Source organism: Mesorhizobium australafricanum, assembly GCF_033977265.1.
Lineage (GTDB): Bacteria > Pseudomonadota > Alphaproteobacteria > Rhizobiales > Rhizobiaceae > Mesorhizobium > Mesorhizobium australafricanum.
In genome coordinates this window covers 152,277-167,479 of record NZ_JAVIIT010000009.1, presented here as the reverse complement: position 1 = coordinate 167,479, position 15,203 = coordinate 152,277, and the positions used below count along the sequence as shown (strand labels likewise).

General features: G+C 65.4%; 15 protein-coding genes. 6 read left to right on the top strand and 9 right to left on the bottom strand.

Translation table 11 applies throughout. The features are described 5' to 3' along the window. Positions 1 to 53 precede the first annotated feature (53 nt). From atzF to RFM98_RS19095, 8 genes are read right to left on the bottom strand one after another with little or no spacing between them, the layout of a single operon-like run. The gene (gene atzF, locus RFM98_RS19130) at positions 54 to 1,886 is read right to left on the bottom strand and encodes an allophanate hydrolase (protein WP_320310337.1); all 1,833 of its coding nucleotides are present in this window, start codon (positions 1,884 to 1,886) and stop codon (positions 54 to 56) included. After that, positions 1,883 to 2,233, bottom strand: a complete 351-nt coding sequence (locus tag RFM98_RS19125) for a cupin domain-containing protein (RefSeq protein WP_320310336.1) — start codon at positions 2,231 to 2,233, stop codon at positions 1,883 to 1,885. Before RFM98_RS19125 ends, atzF begins: the two co-directional genes overlap by 4 nt. Further along, on the bottom strand, positions 2,226 to 2,894 hold the full coding sequence (locus RFM98_RS19120; protein WP_320310335.1) for a cysteine hydrolase family protein: 669 nt from the start codon (positions 2,892 to 2,894) through the stop codon (positions 2,226 to 2,228). Before RFM98_RS19120 ends, RFM98_RS19125 begins: the two co-directional genes overlap by 8 nt. Then, positions 2,894 to 4,426, bottom strand: coding sequence for an ABC transporter ATP-binding protein (locus RFM98_RS19115; protein WP_320310334.1), 1,533 nt, complete (start codon positions 4,424 to 4,426; stop codon positions 2,894 to 2,896). Before RFM98_RS19115 ends, RFM98_RS19120 begins: the two co-directional genes overlap by 1 nt. 10 nt (positions 4,427 to 4,436) lie before the next feature. Beyond that, a complete protein-coding gene (gene biuH / locus RFM98_RS19110; protein WP_320310333.1) occupies positions 4,437 to 5,138 on the bottom strand; it encodes a biuret amidohydrolase in 702 nt (233 codons plus the stop codon). 42 nt (positions 5,139 to 5,180) lie between these two features. After that, a complete protein-coding gene (locus RFM98_RS19105) occupies positions 5,181 to 6,107 on the bottom strand; it encodes an ABC transporter permease (protein ID WP_320310332.1) in 927 nt (308 codons plus the stop codon). After that, positions 6,107 to 7,231, bottom strand: a complete 1,125-nt coding sequence (locus tag RFM98_RS19100; RefSeq protein WP_320310331.1) for an ABC transporter permease — start codon at positions 7,229 to 7,231, stop codon at positions 6,107 to 6,109. The genes RFM98_RS19105 and RFM98_RS19100 overlap by 1 nt, the downstream gene beginning before the upstream one ends. A 21-nt stretch (positions 7,232 to 7,252) precedes the next feature. Next, positions 7,253 to 8,380 (bottom strand): BMP family ABC transporter substrate-binding protein, encoded by a 1,128-nt coding sequence (locus RFM98_RS19095; protein ID WP_320310330.1) that lies wholly within the window; start codon positions 8,378 to 8,380, stop codon positions 7,253 to 7,255. A 339-nt stretch (positions 8,381 to 8,719) separates the two neighbouring features. On the opposite strand from RFM98_RS19095, the gene RFM98_RS19090 reads away from it, so the two are divergent. Continuing rightward, on the top strand, positions 8,720 to 9,373 hold the full coding sequence (locus RFM98_RS19090; RefSeq protein ID WP_320310429.1) for a GntR family transcriptional regulator: 654 nt from the start codon (positions 8,720 to 8,722) through the stop codon (positions 9,371 to 9,373). Here the strand turns inward: RFM98_RS19090 and RFM98_RS19085 are convergent. Next, positions 9,351 to 10,163, bottom strand: a complete 813-nt coding sequence (locus RFM98_RS19085) for a helix-turn-helix transcriptional regulator (protein ID WP_320310329.1) — start codon at positions 10,161 to 10,163, stop codon at positions 9,351 to 9,353. The genes RFM98_RS19090 and RFM98_RS19085 overlap by 23 nt on opposite strands. A 118-nt stretch (positions 10,164 to 10,281) precedes the next feature. On the opposite strand from RFM98_RS19085, the gene RFM98_RS19080 reads away from it, so the two are divergent. From RFM98_RS19080 to RFM98_RS19060, 5 genes are all read left to right on the top strand, one after another. After that, on the top strand, positions 10,282 to 11,418 hold the full coding sequence (locus RFM98_RS19080; protein ID WP_320310328.1) for an ABC transporter ATP-binding protein: 1,137 nt from the start codon (positions 10,282 to 10,284) through the stop codon (positions 11,416 to 11,418). Continuing rightward, a complete protein-coding gene (locus RFM98_RS19075; RefSeq protein WP_320310327.1) occupies positions 11,399 to 12,562 on the top strand; it encodes an ABC transporter substrate-binding protein in 1,164 nt (387 codons plus the stop codon). Before RFM98_RS19080 ends, RFM98_RS19075 begins: the two co-directional genes overlap by 20 nt. Positions 12,563 to 12,639: 77 nt before the next feature. Then, entirely contained in the window at positions 12,640 to 13,503 is an 864-nt protein-coding gene (locus tag RFM98_RS19070; RefSeq protein WP_320310326.1) for an ABC transporter permease, read from the top strand. Continuing rightward, the gene (locus RFM98_RS19065) at positions 13,503 to 14,315 is read left to right on the top strand and encodes an ABC transporter permease (RefSeq protein ID WP_320216941.1); all 813 of its coding nucleotides are present in this window, start codon (positions 13,503 to 13,505) and stop codon (positions 14,313 to 14,315) included. Before RFM98_RS19070 ends, RFM98_RS19065 begins: the two co-directional genes overlap by 1 nt. A gap of 11 nt (positions 14,316 to 14,326) precedes the next feature. Next, the gene (locus RFM98_RS19060) at positions 14,327 to 15,088 is read left to right on the top strand and encodes an SDR family NAD(P)-dependent oxidoreductase (protein ID WP_320310325.1); all 762 of its coding nucleotides are present in this window, start codon (positions 14,327 to 14,329) and stop codon (positions 15,086 to 15,088) included. Positions 15,089 to 15,203: the final 115 nt, after the last annotated feature.

Genomic DNA, 15,203 nt, shown 5'->3' with positions numbered 1-15,203 from the left:
AGCCGGGCCAGGGCTTGAGCTCTGCCGGCCGCAGTCGGGATCCGACAGCGCCATCATTCCGCTGGAGGCATGCTTTCCAGTTGTCGTCGCGTATCGTGCGCCTTGGCAACAAAGCTGCGCCAGCCGCCATAGGCGGAGATGTCGGTCGCCGCAAACAGGCCAGCGGTCTCGGCCAGGAATCCCTTCGCCGATGTGCCGTCATCGAGGTCGATAGTGCCGATGCCGAGCGGCGGCGGGATGGCGGCGACGAAGCGCCCGAAGGCGTCGGCACCGAGGCGCCACACCTCAACCTCGATAGCCGCGCCGCTGCTGCCGACCCGAACCAGGCCGGGCTTGGGCGGGGTTTGGCCCGCAAGCTCATAGAGCCTGTAGGAGGGCGCGGTCCTCGCCGCCCGGCAGAACCGCGCACCGAGATCCTTCAGCTGGCCATTGAGGGGCATGCCCGAAAGATGCGCGCCAACCACCACCAGTTCGATGCCGTCCTTGGCCGGCGCAACGTCAAGCCGGGCAGGCGGCTGGCGCCATCCCGTCGCGCCGAGAGCCAAGCCGCTCGCGGCGTGCAAGTCGCGGCCGACCGAGGCGACGAGGGCGTCCCGCCCGGCGGCCGCCAGCAAGGTGACGCTCATCGGCAGGCCATCGTCGCGCGTGCCTGTAGGCACGGCGATGCCGCACATGTCGAGCAGATTGACGAAGTTGGTGTAGGTGCCCAGCCGGCTGTTGGTGACGATCGGATCGGCAAGCACGGCATCGACCGCGTAGTGGGTCGGCGCGGTCGGCACGCAGAAAAGGTCGACGGAGGCGATGACCGGGGCGAGCCGCGCCTTGTATGCCTGCAAGGCATAGAGGCCGCGAAAGGCGTCGGCGGCCGACAGGTTTCTGGCGCCGCCGATGATCTTGCGCGTCACCGGATGAAGCGATGCTTCATTTGCCTCGAAGAAGTCGCGGATCGCCGCGTAGCGCTCAGCCACCCAGGCGCCTTCATAGAGAAGATCGGCGGTGGCGTAGAAGTCGCCGAACGGTATCTCGACAAGCCTGGCGCCGAGCGCCTCCAGAGTGGCAAGCGCGGCCTCGAAACCTGATTGCATCGAGACATCGCCGAAGAATTTCCGGTCCGGCCCGGCGGGGACACCGACGGTCAACACGGGCGGGCGGCTTGCCGGCGGTGCGATGGGGACCGACCTCGAATAGGGGTCGCCCGGATCGAAACCGGAGGCGGCGCCGAGCACAACATAGGCATCGTCGACGGTCAGCGCGAACACCGAGACGCAGTCGAGCGTCCGGCAGGCCGGCACGACGCCTGCCGTGGATAACGCGCCGACCGTGGGCTTCAGCCCGACGATGTTGTTGAGGCCGGCCGGAATGCGGCCGGAGCCGGCGGTGTCGGTGCCAAGCGCGAAAGAGACGATGCCGCGCGCCGTCGCTACAGCCGAGCCGGAGGAGGAGCCGCCCGGCACCAGTTTCGGATCGACCGCGTTCCTCGGGATCGGCCAGGGCGTGCGCACACCGACGAGGCCGGTGGCGAACTGATCGAGATTGGTCTTGCCGACAACCAACGCGCCGGCCGCCCTCAGGCGCGCCACGGTCGTGGCGTCCCTGTCCGGCGTATAGGCGTATTCGGCGCAGGCAGCCGTCGTCGGCATGCCGCCGACATCGATATTGTCCTTGACGGCGAAAGGGATGCCCCAGAGCGGCTTGGCCACAGGATCGAACGGGCCGAGCGTCTCGGCCTCGGCTAGGAGCTCGGCGCGCGTCGCGATATGGATGAAAATGCCGGGGTCGCCAGCCGCCCCGATGCGGGCCAGCACGGTATCGATCACGTCGGCTATGCCAGCGCCGGCTTGGTAGGCTGCTTGCAGACTGCCGATGTCGAATTGGATATCGCTCATTTCGCTTCCCCTACAAAGCTCACCGGCAGGTCCCACTGGATCAGCACCACGCAGCCATCCTTTGCCCATACCGAGTGTTCGGTGCCGACGGGGTTCAGGATCACGCTGCCCGCCGGATAGTCGCCGTTCTCGTCGCTCTGGGTCCCTTCCAACACGACGATGGTTTCCAGCCCGGCATGGCGGTGGCGCGGTACGCCGGCGCCAGGCTGGTATTTGAGCAGCGCGACCGACGGTTCCACCGGGCCGCCCTTGAGAAGCCAGTACACCGTGACGCCGTCGCGGAAGGGCTCGAACACCAGATCGCGCCAGCCGCCGTCAAGCAGCCCGGCAAAGGCAAGATTAGGCATTCGCGATTCCCTCGAGCACCTGGTCGGTCGTCGCCGTCCAGCCGACGATGGCGCCTTGCGCCCTGATCATCGCAAGCGCAGCCGCCTTGAATTCGGGAAAGTAGCTTTCCGTCGCATCCTCGGCGACGAGGCACTCATAGCCGCGGTCGTTGGCCTCGCGCATCGTCGTCTGCACGCAGACCTCGGTCGTCACGCCGGCAAAGACCAGCTGCCGCGCGCCGAGCCGCTTGAGGTCGTCACCGAGGCGGGTCGCGTAGAAGGCGCCCTTGCCGGGTTTCTCAATGACGATCTCGCCAGGCGCCGGTGCGAGCTCCTCGAGGATCGCGGTGCCGGGCTCGCCCGCGATCAACACGCGTCCCATCGGACCGGCATCGCCGATGCGGATCGACGGGTTGCCGCGATCGCGCTTGGCAGGCGGCAGGTCCGACAAGTCCGGCCTGTGGCACTCCATGGTGTGGATCACCGGCAGGCCGACGGCGCGAAAGCCTTCGATCAGCCGCTTCACCGTCGGCACGATCGCCACTACCCGGCTGACGTCGTTGCCGAGGCTGGCGCCGAAGCCGCCCGGCTCGGCGAAGTCGCGCTGCATGTCGATCACGATGAGCGCTGTCGTTTCGGGCTTGAACGTAAAGGCGAACGGCTGTGCCGCGATCTCGGCCATCAGTGATGCCCCGCCATGTGCTCGCCGATCGTCCGGACGCTCGCTTGCGCGATCGGGGTCTCGTAGACGAGCGCGCCGTCGGACATGACGAGGATACGCTCCGAAAGCTCCAGGAGTTCGTCGAGATCCTCCGACATCAGGAGCACCGCGGCGCCGGCGTTGCGCGCCTTCATGATGCGGGCGCGGATTTCGGCGACGGCGGAGAAGTCGAGGCCAAAGCAAGGGTTGGAGACGATCAGCAGGTCGACCTCGCCCGTCAGCTCGCGGGCGAGCACAGCCCGCTGAACATTGCCGCCCGAGAGCGAGGCGATCGGCGAGGAGAGCGATGCAGTCTTGACCTTGAATTGCTCGACCAGGCGGGCGCTGAAGGATTTGATGGCGCCGGCGCTGATCCAGCTCACCGGCTTGCCGTTGCCGTCCACGTCGAAGATGCGGAAGGCGATGTTCTCGGCCACCGTCATCCTTGGCGCGCAGGCATTTTTCAGCGGCTCTTCCGGGATCAGGCGCACATTGAGCGCGCGCGCCTCGGCGCGTGTCGCCGCATAGGCAGTGCCGCGCACGATGACTTCGCCCTGATCACGGGCGCGCTGCCCGGCCAGCACTTCCAGGAACTCCTTCTGGCCATTGCCGGAGATGCCGGCGATGCCGACGATCTCGCCGGAGCGCACGCCGAGATCCGCGATGTTGATCGATTTGAGGCCGGTGCGGTCCGGTGCCTTCAGCGCCTTCACCTTGAGCACGATCTCGGCGTCCGGCTTCGGCTCGGCGCGGCTGTCGAGCGCGGCGATCGGCTGGTCGCCGATCATCATCGCCGCCATCTCCCTGTGGGAGAGGTCGGAGACCTTGCCGGTTCCGGTGAGCCTGCCCTTGCGCAGCACGGTGATGTCGTCGGCGAATGCGGTGACCTCGTGGAATTTGTGCGAGATCATCAGCGCGGTGAGATCGCCCGCCTTGGTCATGCCGCGCACCAGGCCAAGCACTTCCTGCGCCTCGCCCGGGGTGAGCACGGATGTCGGCTCGTCCAGCACCAGGAAATTTCGGCCGAGATAAAGCTGCTTGATGATCTCCAGTTTCTGCTTCTCGCCGGCGGCGAGCTCGGCCACCTTGACGTCGAGCGGCAGCTTGAAGGGCATGCGTTCCATGAATTGGGCAAGCGCTGTGCGCTCCTGGCGCCAGTCGATGACGCCGGGCACCTTCTCGCGCGAGATGACCAGGTTCTCGGCGCCTGTCAGCGACGGGACGAGCGTGAAATGCTGATAGACCATGCCGAGACCGAGCGCCGAGGCATCCCTGGGACTGGCGATCGCCACCTCGCGCCCGTCGACCAGCATCTCGCCTGATGTCGGGTGGTAGAAACCCATCATGCATTTGACCAGCGTCGACTTGCCGGCGCCGTTCTCGCCGAGCAGGACATGGAAGGAGCCCGCCGGCACCTTGATGGAGACGTCGTCGAGCGCCATGAAGGCGCCGAAACGCATGGTCATGCCGATGGTCTGGACGCCGATCGCCTTGCCGTGGAAGCTGCTGCTCATCGCTGGTTCCTCATGGCAGCCGGGCGATGAGCGCGGCGGAGTTCGAGACCGCGCCGAAAACGCCGCCCTGCATCTTGATCATCTTGATCGCCGCCAGATGATTGCCGTAGTCGGTCGCTCCGCAGCAATCCTCCAGCATCACGCATTCGAAGCCGCGGTCATTGGCCTCGCGCATGGTGGTGTGCACGCAGACATCGGTGGTGATGCCGGTGAGCACGATGTTTTCGATGCCGCGCTGGTTGAGGATCAGCTCGAGATCGGTGGCGCAGAACGAGCCCTTGCCGGGCTTGTCGATGATCGGCTCGCCTTCGATCGGGTAAAGGTCGGGAATGATGTCCCAGCCCGGTTCGCCGCGCACCAGGATGCGTCCGCATGGGCCGGGATCGCCGATGCCCGCATTGATGCGGCGCGAGCGCCAGCGCTTGTTGGCGGGCAGGTCGGCGAGGTCGGGGCGATGGCCCTCGCGCGTATGGATGATGGTATACCCCTTGGCCCGCATGGCGGAGAGCACCGACTTGATCGGCTCGATCGGCGCCCTGACCAGCGACAGGTCATAGCCCATATGGTCGACATAGCCACCCGGCCCGCAGAAATCGGTCTGCATGTCGATGATGATCAGCGCCGTGTTGTCCGGCCTCAGCTCGCCATTGTAGGGCCAGGGATAAGGATCGGCGTCGATGTAGCGCTGGGTGATCTCGGCTCTGGCGTCCATTGCAAAAAACTCCGGTCTCGGGAGCGGTTCGTGGGAAGACAGTCATTTGGTGATCGAGAGCTCGCCGGGCGCGCCGGCGAGGGTGCGGCTCGGCGACGAGGTGGCGATCATGATGATGAGGGTGAGGATGTAAGGCGCGGCGTAGAAGAGGTAGTAGCCTTGCGTCACGCCCACCGACTGCAGCGCTGGACCCAAGGCGCCGGCGCCGCCGAATAGAAGGGCGGCGGCAAAGCAGCCGAGCGGGTTCCAGCGGGCGAAGATGACGAGCGCAACCGCCATCAGCCCCTGGCCGGACGAGATGCGCTCGGTCCAGCTGCCGGGATAATAGAGCGACAGGTAGGCGCCGCCGATGCCGGCCAGCGCGCCGCCGACACCGGTGGCGAGGAGGCGCACCATGTTCGGGTTGAGACCCATGGCGCGCGCGGCATCGGCGCTGTCGCCGACCACGCGCACGATCAGGCCGATGCGCGTGTTGCGAAACGCCCACCAGAGGCAGACCGCGAGTGCGGCGCCGATCAGGAACAGCACGTTGACGTTGAGCGCCGCCTGCACCTGCGGAATGTCGGACCATGCGCCGAAGGGGATTGCCGGCAGGTCCGGCGCCGAGGGCTGGATGAAGGGCTTGCCGAAGAAGAAGGCGAGGCCGGTGCCGAACAGCATCAGGGCGATGCCGATGGCGATGTCGTTGACCTTTGGGAATTTGCAGATCCAGCCATGGAAGAGACCGAAGCAGAGGCCGGCGACCGCCGCGGCCGCTAGGCCGAGCCATGGCGAGCCGGTCATGACCGCCACCGCGTAGGCGCTCATGGCGCCGAACACCAGAGTGCCCTCGAGGCCGAGATTGATGCGGCCGGAACGTTCGGTGATGGCTTCGCCGAGCGAGACGAAGATGAAGGGCGTGGACACGCGGATGGCGCCGCCCAGCATGGCAAGCGGAACGCCCCACAGGCCGATATCGGTCGTTTCCATCAGGTGCTCCTCTGCCAGAGGTCCGGGTTGAAGAGCTTGAAGCGGCCGTAAAAGGTTTCGCTGAACAGGATGACGATGAAGAGCATGCCCTGCAGCACCAGCACGGTCGCATCGGGCAGGTCCATGCGGCGCTGGATCAGGCCGCCGGATGCATCGATGCCGCCAAGCAGGATGGCGACGGGGATGATGGCAAGCGGATTGTGGCGGGCGAGGAAGGCGACGAGGATGCCGGTGTAGCCGTAGCCGGCCGCAAGCGAGCCGTTGGCGCTGCCTTGCACGGCCGCGACTTCCAGCATACCGGCAAGGCCGGCGAAACCACCGGCGAGCGCGGTGAAGCCGACGATCAGCGGGCCCACCGCAAGTCCCTGCACCTGCGCCGCCCTGACATTGCCGCCGGCGATGCGGGCGGCGAAGCCCCACCGGGTCTTTTCGATCAGCAGCCAGGAGAGGATGCAGGCGAGGATGCCCACGACGAGGCCCCAATGCACCTCCATGCCCGGAATGTTGCCGATGCGGTAGATGTCGGCCAGGGGCTGGGTCGAGGGCTTGTTGAGCGAGGCCGGATCGCGCAGCGGCCCTTCCACGAGGTGGTTCATCAGCGCGATGGCGATGTAGGCCATCAGCAGGCTGGAGATGGTCTCGTTGACGGCGCGGTAGTGGCGGAGCGCGCCGACGGCACCAATCCAGATGCCGCCGGCGGCTACGCCCCCCACGCCCATGAGAAGGATAACGAGAAAGGATGGAGCGCCGTTCAACGCCGTGCCGATGGCGGCAGCAGCGACGCCGCCCAGCACGATGGCGCCTTCGCCGCCGATGACGACGAGGCCGAGGCGCGCGGGCAGCGCCACGCAGAGCGCCGTAAGCAAGAGCGGCGCGCCGCGCGACAGCGAGTTCTGGATCGAGAACCAGGAGCCGAAGCCGCCCCGCCACATCGTTTCGTAGAGCTGGACCGGGGACTTGCCGACAGCCAAGATGAACAGGCTGAACAGCACCATGCCGGCGATCAGCGCCGCGAGTGGAATGACGAAAGCCTCCGCCCGCCTGGCTGTCCATTCGAGCATCGCCCGATATCCCCCCGCGGAGAGAATGGCGGGCGCATCCGCGCCGCTCACGGTATCCGTCATCGTCCCGTCTCCCCGGCCTGCTCAGGCCGTCGAGCCGACGACGCCCTCGACGAGATAGTCCATGCTTTCGAGCTCGATGGCGGTCTCGGCGAAGGCCTGGCCTTCCGTCGCCACGACGGCGCCCTTGTTACTCTTCAGCGGGCCCTTGATGACAGAGAAGCCGCCCTTCATCATTTCGGCCAGGGTTGCGTCGAATTGCTTGCGGGCCGCCTCGCCGACGGCGGGACCGAGCGGGCTCATCTTGACGAAGCCGTCGGCCAGGCCGCCGCGCGTGAAATTGGGCAGCGGTTTGCCGGCGACGAGGTCGTCGACGAACATCTTGTAGACCTTGCCCCAGTTCCACTCCGCGCCGGTCAGGTATTTTTCAGGCGCCAGCGGGCTCTGATTGGCGTGATAGCCGCAGACGAAGGCGCCGCGGCCGGCGGCGGTTTCGACAACGACCTTGGGGCTGTCGACATGGCAGGTGATGACGTCGGCGCCCTGGTCGACCAGCGCGTTGGTGGCCTCGGCTTCCTTGACCGCCAGCGACCATTCGCCGGTGAAGATCACCTGGCAGGTGATCGCCGGATCGACGGAGCGCGCGCCGAGCAAGAAGGAGTTGATGTTGAGCAGGACCTGCGGGATCGGCTTGGCGGCGACGAAGCCGAGCTTCTTCGACTTGGTGGTGTGACCGGCGACGACGCCGTTCAGGTACTGGCCCATGCCGATATAGCCGAAATAGGAACCGGCGTTCATCGGGTGCTTGTCCTTGTTCCACATGCCGCCGCAATGACGGAACTGCACGTCGGGAAACTTCGCGCACATGGCAAGCATGTGCGGGTCGAAATAGCCGAAGGAGGTTGGGAAGATCAGCGAGGCGCCGTCGAGATTGATCATCGATTCCATCGTCTTTTGCACGTCGACCGTCTCGGGAACGTTTTCCTCCTCGACGACGGAGATGCCTTCGATGGATTTCAGGGTCGCGGCGCCCTCGGCATGCGCCTGGTTGTAGCCGTAGTCGTCTTTCGGACCGACATAGATGAAGCCGACGGTCGCCGCCGCGGCACGTGCCCTGCGGATCGGAAAGGCTGCCGAGGCCAGGCCGAGCGCCGCTCCGGCGGCGGAGGTCTTGAGCAGATCGCGGCGGCTAAGCATGAATTTGTCGATCATATCGAATGCTCCCCTTTCTTGGACCCGGCTCCGGGTCGGTTGATGTCTCGTCAAGAAAGTGCATGCAATCGCTGTGCCAGTTTAAATGGCTTATTTTTTGTAATAAAATCAATGTGTGATTTTAGAAGTTCTGCATAAAGGCGAGGCAAGTGCATGCACTTTTTGCCCTAAAAGTGATCAATTTGACATCGAGTTTAAAATATAGGCATACAGGGACACAGCCTGAGTCGAAACCAGCCCGTGAGCAATCCGCGTCGCGGGCCTGCCTGCAATAAACCGGACGGAGGAGACGTGTCTGGAAAGCGCAGCTTGGTCAGGTCGGGCACGACCGTGGATCAGATGGTGAGGGCGATCGCGGATCGCATCGTCACCGGCTATCTGCGCCCCGGCGAAAGGCTCGACGAGGGCTCGCTTGCCGCCCGCTTCGACGTCTCGCGGACGCCCGTTCGGGAGGCGCTCGGGCATTTGAGCGCCATGGGGCTGGTCGAAAGGCGGCCCAACCGGGGCGCCATCGTTGCCGTGGTGACGCAGGAACATCTCGCCTCGATGTTCGAAAGCATGGCCGAGCTGGAGGCGATCTGCGCGCGCTTCTCGGCCGAGCGCATGACCGGCGGCGAGCGCCGCTCGCTGGAGATCGAGCATCTGGCCTCGGCGCGGCTGGTGCAGATGGGCGCCGAGGAGGACTATGAGTATTTCAACACCGAGTTCCACACCCGGCTCTATCGCGGCGCCCACAACACGCATGTCCATGATCTGACCGTGATGACGCGCAGCCGGCTAGCGCCGTTCCGGCGCGCGCAGTTCATGCTGCCGGGCCGACTGGCCAAATCCTGGCAGGAACATGACGTGATCGTCACCGCAATCATGCGCGGCGACGGCGCGGCTGCGGGCAAGGCCGCCAGGGACCACGTCTCCATCGTCAGCGAGGCGAGCGCGGTGTTTGCGGCTGTCGACCCGGTGCATCCCGAAGTCAGCCAATCCGCCCGTCGATAATCTCGACGAAGCGCGCGAAGAGACCGGCCTGGGATTTGATCTTGAGCTTGCGATAGATGTTGCGGCGATGGACCTTGACGGTCCCCGGCACGATCCTGAGCGCCCTGGCGATCGATTCCGTGGAATGGCCCTGAAGCACCAGGTCGACCACCTGCTTTTCGCGTGACGTCAGCGACAGGCTCTTCCAGATATGGGCGCGGTCGAGCTCGTTGGCCATCGCGACGGTTTCGCCGGAGGGTTGGGCCGCAACCTCGTCGGCGGGCAAAGCCGGCCAGCGCTGCTTGCACAAACCGATCACCGCGGGCGCCATATCGCGCAGCAGCCGGGCGTCGGCGGTTCCGAATGGCCCGGTGGCGCGCAGCCGCATCAGCGACAGCACCAGCGCATCCTTGCCGGCCAGCGGCACGAAGAAGCCGACCTCCTCGGCGAGGCGGGTCTGGCTGTAATAAGAGCGGTAGTATTCGCTGGCATAGAAGCGGTCCGGGGCAAGCTCGCGCATGCGCCAGAAACCTTCCTTGCGCTCGACCGCGGCGTGGTGGAACGGGTCGAGCAGATAGGGCCCTTCCTGGTAAAGCGCGACGAAGATGTGGCTCTCCGCCGGCGAGAAGGTTTCGAACAGCAGCGGCGGCCGCCCGGCACCCCGATAGCCGAAGATCACGCAATGATCGAAACGGACATGTCCGCGCAGCCAGCCGACGATCGCCTTGCCGAAATGGTCACCGCCGGTCTCGCGCGACGCGGCGATCACGGCGGCTAACGCGTTGTAGTCGTCACTGCGGGAGGCGGCCAATCCATACCCCTCTAAACGATAAAATCATCCAAATATACCACCCGCGAGGTATATACTAGGCGCCATTGGCTCTGCTAGCGTCAAGACATTGCCTCACGCTGTCGCTGGAGCCCGTGGCTTGACTGCTGTGCCCGATATCGAGTTTCGCGCCGTCACCAAGCGCTACGGCGCCGTCACGGCGGTCAGCGGCATCGACCTTGCCATCCCGCCTTCGGCCTTCGTCGCGCTGCTCGGCCCGTCCGGCTGCGGCAAGACGACGTGCCTGCGCATGATCGGCGGCTTTGAGCAGCCGAGCGAGGGCCAGGTGCTGATCCGCGGCCGCGACATGGCCGGAACGCCGCCCTACCGGCGCCCGGTCAACATGGTGTTCCAGCAATATGCGCTGTTCCCGCATCTCGATGTCGAGGACAACATCTCCTACGGGCTGCGCCAGGCGAGGCCGCGGCTGTCGTCGCGCGAGATCAGCCAGAGGGCGGGCGAGGCGCTTTCGATGGTGCAGCTCGCCGGCTACGGCCGCCGCAAGATCCACGAGCTTTCCGGCGGCCAGCAGCAGCGCGTCGCGCTCGCCCGGGCGCTGGTCAACAAGCCGGCGGTGCTGCTGCTCGACGAGCCGCTGGCCGCGCTCGACAAGAAGCTGCGCACCGACATGCAGATCGAGCTGCAGAACCTGCAGCGCGAGATCGGCATCACCTTCGTGCTGGTCACGCACGACCAGGAGGAAGCGCTGTCGATGAGCGACTTCGTCTGCGTCATGAATGGCGGCCGCGTCGTCCAGCTCGGCCAGCCGAGCGAGATCTATGACGAGCCGGCCGATCTGTTCGTCGCGGATTTCGTCGGCAAAACCAATCTCATCAGCGGCAAGGTGGCCGGTCTTTCCGGCGACCTGGTCGATGTCGCGCTTGCCGACGGCACGGTGATTTCGGCGCGCAAGCGGGTGCCGCTCAATCGCGGCGCGGCCGTATCCGTCAGCCTGCGGCCGGAATCGCTCAGCCTCTCGGCGCCGGGAGGCGGCGCGTTGAAAGGCATCGTGCGCAACCGGATTTTCCTGGGCTCGACGGCGGAATACGCGATCGAGGTCCAGGGCATCGGATCATTGCTCGCCAAGGCCGACCACGTGATCGGCCAGGGCAATCTCTTCAAGCCGGGCGAACCCGTCGCCATCGGCTTTGCCGCCGGAGCGCCGCTGGCGTTTCCGCACGCCAAGAACAACGGGACAAACCAGAGGGAAGACCAAAATGCCGAAATCCTATCGTGACGGACTGCCGATAAGCCCTGATAAATTCGTCGACCAGTTGATGCGCCTGAAGCGCGGCTCGATCAGCCGTCGCGACTTCCTCGGCCTCACCGGCCTCGGCGTCGCCACCGCGGTCATGGCGCGCGAGCTAGGCATCATGCCGACGCCGGCCCTCGCCGCCGAGAGCCTGGGCGACCGGATGTCGATCGCTACCTGGCCGAATTACCACGATCCGGCGACCTTCGAGAACTTCAAGGCCGAGACAGGCGTGGCCGTCGAGGTCAACGTCTTCGGGTCGAACGAGGAGATGCTGGCCAAGCTGCAGGCCGGCGGCTCGGGCTGGAGCCTGTTCGTGCCGACCAACTACACCATCTCGACCTACAAGAAGCTCGGCATCATCGAAGCGCTCGACATGGCCAAGCTCGGCAATTTCGACGGCAAGTCGGAAGATGCGCGCTTCACCGCCGAAGGCACGATCGACGGCACGATCTACGCCGTGCCGAAGAATTGGGGCACGACCGGCTTTGCCGTCAACACCAAGAAGCTCGCCAAGCCGATGTCGAGCTGGAAGGAGTTCTGGGACACGGCCATGACTGAGGCCGACGGCCGCGCCATGGTGCATGACTATCAGCTCACCACGATCGGCAACGCGCTGAAATATTACGGCTATTCGTTCAACTCGCTGAAGCAGGACGAGCTCGCCAAGGCAGAGGAACTGCTGCTCAAGGTCAAGCCGCATCTGTTTGCGGTGTCGAGTGACTACCAGCCGGGAATGCGTGCGGGCGATGCCTGGATGACGATGTGCTGGACCAATGACGGCGCGCAGCTCCATCGCGACATCCCCGAAATCGCCTATGTGCTCGGCAAGGAAGGCGGCGAGATCTGGACCGACTTCTACGCCATTCCGAAGGATGCGCCGAACAAGCCGGCCGGCTATGCGCTGCTCAACTATCTGATGAACCCGAAGGTGGCGGTGAAGGAGCATCTGGCCAATGGCGCGCCCTCGACCGACGCGCGGGTCAACGCGCTGCTGCCCAAGGAAGTGCTCGACAACCCGATCCTTTATCCAGCGGCCGAGCTTTTGAAGCCGCTGGAATTCGGCGCCGCCGCGACGCTGACGGATCCCGGGCGCGCCGAGCTGATGGCTCGCTTCAAGTCGGCTTGAGCGAGACCGCCCACAAACCAGAACCAGACAATGCGACCGGTGGACGAAAGTCCGCCGGCGCCCAACCGGTTTTCCCGATGCGCGGCAGTCTCTTTCGCAAAAACCTCGTGACGGCGCTGCTGCTCGCCCCGGCGGCACTGTGGCTGGTCGTGTTCCTGGTGCTGCCCTTCGTCGCCATCGCCATCTTCAGCGTTGGCGAGCGAGCGCCGGAAGGCGGCTATCAGGCAGCGCTGACGTTCGCGCAATATGCCAATTTGCCGGCGCGGGCGACCGCCTTCTGGAACACGATGGTGCTGGCGCCGGTCGGCGCTTTGGCCTGCCTGCTCGTCGCTTATCCGGTCGCCTACTACCTGGCGCTGCGTGCGCCGCAGCGCTGGCGGCTGATCCTGCTCGCGATGATCGTCATTCCGTTCTGGACCAGCCTTCTGATGCGCACCTATGCCTGGATGTACATCCTCGGCGGGCGCGGCATCCCGGCGCTGCTCGCCTATGTCGGCATCGAGGATCTCAGGCTGATCAACACGCCGGGCGCGGTGCTGCTCGGCATCGTCTACGGCTATCTGCCGCTGATGATCCTGCCGATCTATGTCAGCCTGGAGCGGCTCGACCGCCGGCTGCTCGAGGCTTCTGCCGATCTCGGCGCGACGCCCGTGTCGACCTTCCTCGGCGTGACGCTCAGACTATCGCTGCCCGGCGTCATGACCGGCTTCTCGCTGGTGATGATCCTGTTGCTTGGCGAATACCTGATCCCGACGCTGCTCGGCGGCGGCAAGGTGTTCTTCATCGGCAACGCGCTGGTCGACCTCTTCCTGCAATCGCGCAACTGGCCCTTCGGATCAGCCATCGCCATCACGCTGGTGCTGGTCTCGGTCGTGGTGCTGATCGCCGCCAACCGTATCTCGACGCGGCTTTCGGGCGCACGCCGGGTGGACCTGATCTGATGCGCGCCTTCGTCGTCGCCGTCTTCGCCTTCCTCTATCTGCCGATCGCGCTGGTCGTGCTGTTCTCCTTCAATGCCGGCCACCATGCCAGCGAGTTCACCGGCTTTTCGGTGCAATGGTACGGCAAGGCGCTGTCCAATCCCTTCCTGGTCGAGGCATTGAAGAACAGCCTGTTCATCGCCACCACCAGCGCGCTGCTCGCGGCCTTCTGCGGCACGGCCGCGGCGCTCGGGCTGCAACGGGTCGGTGCGCGGACGCGGGCGCTCTTCGACGCGCTATTGGGCGCGGCGATTGTCGTTCCGGGCGTCGTCATCGGCATCTCGACGCTGGTCGCTCTGGTGCAACTCTTCGCGGTCGTCAATCCGTTCCTCGCCTCGTTGTGGCCGACCGACCAGCCGCCGCGGCTTTCACTCGGCTACGGCTCGATCATCGCCGCACACGGCCTGTTCTCGATGGCGCTGGTGACGATGATCGTCGGCACGCGGCTCGCGAGCCTCGACCGCAATTTGGTCGAGGCCTCGAGCGATCTCTACGCCACGCCGCTGACGACGTTCCGCTCGATCGTGCTGCCGCAGATCATGCCGGCGGTGATCGCGGGCTTCCTGCTCGCTTTCACCTTCTCCTTCGACGACTTCATCATCGCCTTCTTCGTCGCCGGCGCGCAGACGACGCTGCCGATCTATGTCTTCGCCTCGATCCGGCGCGGCGTGACGCCGGAAATCAACGCCATCGCGACGATCGTGCTCGCCGCGTCGGTCCTGCTCGTCCTGCTCGCCCAATGGCAGCTCGGCCGGCGAAAGCCATCGCCTTGAAAGACAGATCCATGATTTTGAAAGACCGTATCGCCGTGGTGACGGGCGCCGGGTCGGGCATCGGACGTGCCGGCGCGATGATCATGGCCAGGGAAGGGGCGGTCGTGGTCATCGCCGACCGTGATCCGGCGGCGGGCGAAGCCACGGCCTCCAATATCCGCGAGACCGGCGGCCGCGCCGAGGCGGTCGCCACCGATGTCGGCAACGATACTGCCGTCGAGGGTCTCATCGAGGGAACGCTCGGCAAGCACGGCCGGATCGATATCCTGCATAGCCACGCCGGCATCCAGGTCGGCGGCACGCTGACCGAAGTGGGCACGGACGGGATGGATGCCTCGTGGCGCATCAATGTGCGGGCCCAGTTCCTTGCGGCGAAGACCGTCATGCCGGCGATGATCGCCCAAGGCGGTGGCGTCATCCTCAACACCGCGTCGAATTCCGGGGTTTTCTACGATCGCGAGATGATCGCCTATGCCACCTCCAAGCACGCCGTGGTGGCGATGACCCGGCAGATGTCGCTCGATTACGCCAGGCACAATGTGCGCATCAACGCGCTCTGCCCCGGCTGGGTCGACACGCCGTTCAACGCGCCGTTCATCGCCCAGATGGGCGGGCGTGATGCGATCGAAAACTATGTCCGCACCAAGATCCCGATGGGGCGCTGGGCTAGTGCGGAAGAGATCGCCGAAGCGATCCTGTTCCTCGTCTCAGACCGTTCATCTTTCATGACCGGACAGGCGCTGGTCGTGGATGGCGGCGAGAGCATCGGCTGAGACACTTTGGCAAACGGCCTTGCGCCGGGACCGATGATCGGTCAAACCTTCAAGTCCCGTTTTCGACGAGACCCGTCATGCAAACTGCAAAACAGCGATACCGCGCAAGGCATTG

What these genes read in the sequence shown, in the direction of transcription:
- atzF (WP_320310337.1), bottom strand. Translation starts at nt 1,886, where the DNA reads ATGAGCGATATCCAATTCGACATCGGCAGTCTGCAAGCAGCCTACCAA.
- RFM98_RS19125 (WP_320310336.1), bottom strand. Translation starts at nt 2,233, where the DNA reads ATGCCTAATCTTGCCTTTGCCGGGCTGCTTGACGGCGGCTGGCGCGAT.
- RFM98_RS19120 (WP_320310335.1), bottom strand. Translation starts at nt 2,894, where the DNA reads ATGGCCGAGATCGCGGCACAGCCGTTCGCCTTTACGTTCAAGCCCGAA.
- RFM98_RS19115 (WP_320310334.1), bottom strand. Translation starts at nt 4,426, where the DNA reads ATGAGCAGCAGCTTCCACGGCAAGGCGATCGGCGTCCAGACCATCGGC.
- biuH (WP_320310333.1), bottom strand. Translation starts at nt 5,138, where the DNA reads ATGGACGCCAGAGCCGAGATCACCCAGCGCTACATCGACGCCGATCCT.
- RFM98_RS19105 (WP_320310332.1), bottom strand. Translation starts at nt 6,107, where the DNA reads ATGGAAACGACCGATATCGGCCTGTGGGGCGTTCCGCTTGCCATGCTG.
- RFM98_RS19100 (WP_320310331.1), bottom strand. Translation starts at nt 7,231, where the DNA reads ATGACGGATACCGTGAGCGGCGCGGATGCGCCCGCCATTCTCTCCGCG.
- RFM98_RS19095 (WP_320310330.1), bottom strand. Translation starts at nt 8,380, where the DNA reads ATGATCGACAAATTCATGCTTAGCCGCCGCGATCTGCTCAAGACCTCC.
- RFM98_RS19090 (WP_320310429.1), top strand. Translation starts at nt 8,720, where the DNA reads ATGGTGAGGGCGATCGCGGATCGCATCGTCACCGGCTATCTGCGCCCC.
- RFM98_RS19075 (WP_320310327.1), top strand. Translation starts at nt 11,399, where the DNA reads ATGCCGAAATCCTATCGTGACGGACTGCCGATAAGCCCTGATAAATTC.
- RFM98_RS19070 (WP_320310326.1), top strand. Translation starts at nt 12,640, where the DNA reads ATGCGCGGCAGTCTCTTTCGCAAAAACCTCGTGACGGCGCTGCTGCTC.
- RFM98_RS19065 (WP_320216941.1), top strand. Translation starts at nt 13,503, where the DNA reads ATGCGCGCCTTCGTCGTCGCCGTCTTCGCCTTCCTCTATCTGCCGATC.
- RFM98_RS19060 (WP_320310325.1), top strand. Translation starts at nt 14,327, where the DNA reads ATGATTTTGAAAGACCGTATCGCCGTGGTGACGGGCGCCGGGTCGGGC.